General features: G+C 60.8%; 2 protein-coding genes and 1 tRNA gene. All 3 read right to left on the bottom strand.

The window, feature by feature from the left end; genetic code table 11:
* A partial coding sequence (locus ACRXB1_RS34420) for an IclR family transcriptional regulator (RefSeq protein ID WP_449494582.1) occupies positions 1-654 on the bottom strand: 654 nt, incomplete at its 3' end.
* A gap of 298 nt (positions 655-952) precedes the next feature.
* Positions 953-1,048 (bottom strand) — tRNA-Sec (locus ACRXB1_RS34415).
* A 40-nt stretch (positions 1,049-1,088) separates the two neighbouring features.
* A partial coding sequence (gene selB, locus ACRXB1_RS34410; RefSeq protein WP_449494581.1) for a selenocysteine-specific translation elongation factor occupies positions 1,089-2,549 on the bottom strand: 1,461 nt, incomplete at its 5' end.

Here is a 2,549-nt window from a genome sequence, read left to right as displayed (position 1 = left end):
TATCAGCGTGATTGACGCGCTGCTGCTGGCCGCACGCCCCGCGCGATGATAGATCGGCACGCTCACGCCCCACACGCCCGGATCGACCTCGCTGTCGCTGACGGCAAACCCCTGCGTGCGAATCTGCTCCAGTTCGGCTTCTATCGTGGCGCGGTCGACAATGTCGTCGTGAAACATGCTGTCGAGGGCATCCGTGCGCGCTCGCTCGGGCATGAAGGCCAGCAATGATTTCGCCGATGCACCCGCCTTCAACGCCACGGCCCGGCCCTTTTCAAATGAGCACCGCAGCGAGTGCCGGCTGTCGACCATCTCAAGGCACATCACCTGGTTGTTCACCGCGACGACAAGGCCAATGCTCTCCTGTGAAAAGCGCGCGAGCTGCTGCATCTCGTTGCGGCTGGCCTCGACCAGCAGCGAATTGCCGTCGAAGCCGAGCGCGAGTTGCAAACTGATGGGACCGGGTGCGTAATACCCCGCATTCTCCGAGACGAACCCCCAGCGCTTGAGCAACGCAATCTGCCGGTACAGGGTGCTTTGCGCGAGTCCCGTCACCCCCAGCAAATCTTTGACGGACATTGCCTTCCCATGGCTGGCAAGCGCCGACAAGACCAGCAGAACGCGTTCTGCACCGGTGACGGTATTTTCCGTGTCCATAAGAGGTTGAAAGCGAAATGGCGACGGAATTCAGAATGCCAGATAATTCCCACGTTTCAAAAATACGATTCCCGTCCGATGGGAATTACACGGGAGGGTTTTCCCGAAAATCGGCGTTTTCCAAGTAAACGGTCTCCCTCCCTCTCTCGAAGCCGCATACGAAGCGCACGCGCGAGCACTGGCGGAAGAATGTGGAGGATTATCCGATGCCAATATCGTGCGCCCTTGCATGAGCGAGCGGATGCCTCAAGGTCGATATCGGGTTTGCGGCGGGAGGCAGGATTTGCCCGAAGAGCGTTGGCGGAAAGCAGCAGGAGTCGAACCTACCAAAGAGCGGCTGACGCCCTTTACTGGGTTTGAAGCCCAGCCGTACCACCGGATACGAATGCCTTCCTTCTTTTGAACCATCTAGTACATTTTGCGCCAAGCCTTGACTAAAGCAGATCGAGCCAGCGGCTATCCGTGCGCATCACATGCATTTCGCGGTGGAAACGAGTATACCCAACGCGATCGAAAAATTCCAAAACCTGGATCGCACGCTTGCGGCCGAGTGCGGTGGCATCGCGAAAAGGCCCAGCGGCAAGTCTCGCGTCATTCTTTTGCGCTTCCACCGCAGCGATCGCGGCAAGCTCACGAATCGCATCGCGATGATAAAAAAGATCCCGCACGACCTGGAACACTTCGCCCTGCCGCGCGAGTTTGCGCATTAAAAGACGTACTCGCTCTTCGGGAACACCCAGCGAAGCTGCCATATCGCGAACCCACGGCGGATTGAAACCACCAAGTCCAATGGCCGGCAGTACTTGCCGCGCAAGCGCCTGTTCCGCGTCGTCGAGTGTGACTGTGTGATCCGGCAAATGCAGCCATGGCCCGCTTCGAACAACAGCGCCACTGGCGCAAGCGTCGCTTAAGAGCGCGCGCCACAATGCGTCGTCCATCAGCGGCGCGACGATCCGGCGCAAACGCGATGCGTCGGGCCCCTGCTCGTCGGGCGAACGCTCGTGGAACTGCTTCAACGCCGCAAGCAAACGAACCGTCAACGCATGCCATGTGGCGCCCGCCACAAACAATGTATCGTCGCCGGACAACGCGACCGTGCGGGTATCGGCGGGAAGCTGCAGCGATGCCGCCGGCATGCCGCTTAGCTGCTCCAGAAGCGAACGCGGCAAACCGTTGGGCGAGCGTTCGAGCAGTGCATCGAGCGTGCCGGTGTCGAGCATCGTCTGGATTGCGTCGAGCCATTGAAGGCGTTCCGGCGTGCGCCGCTTGCGTGCCGGGCCGAACGGATCGAGCACGTGACCGCCGCCTATGGTCCGGTTCGCCTGCGCGTTCCTCACAATGAACCTGTCCCCTGGCAACGCGCACAATGGCCGTTCGAACACGAGTTGCACGCGTGCGGTCCGATCCGGACTCAGCGATTCACCATCGAGCAAGGCGACATGCGCAACCTGATGCTGCGTGCCGAGATGCACATGCAGCGGCGCCCAATGACGCAGCGTGATGTCGGCATCGGGCAGCAAGGTAAGCGTTGTATCGATACGCTCGGACGACCGCGACAGCCTCGGATCGACGATCCAGTCACCACGATCGATCGTGTCCTTTTCGATCCCCGCAAGATTGAGCGCGCAGCGCTCGCCGGCGCGGCCGGATTCGGCGGCGCGATTTTGTGCGTGAATACTACGCACGCGTACGGGTTCGCCTTTCGGTGCAAGCAGCATCGTGTCGCCGACCGTAACACGTCCCGCGACGACCGTTCCCGTGACAATGGTGCCCTGTCCGGAGAGCGTGAACACGCGGTCGATCGCGAGCCGGAACAAACCATCGTCGCGGGACGTGTTACGGTCGGCGACACGATGCTGCTTGCACCGAAAGGCGAACCCGTACGCGTGCGTAGA

Source organism: Caballeronia sp. M23-90 (assembly GCF_053574605.1).
This window is presented reverse-complemented; position numbering and strand designations above follow the sequence as displayed.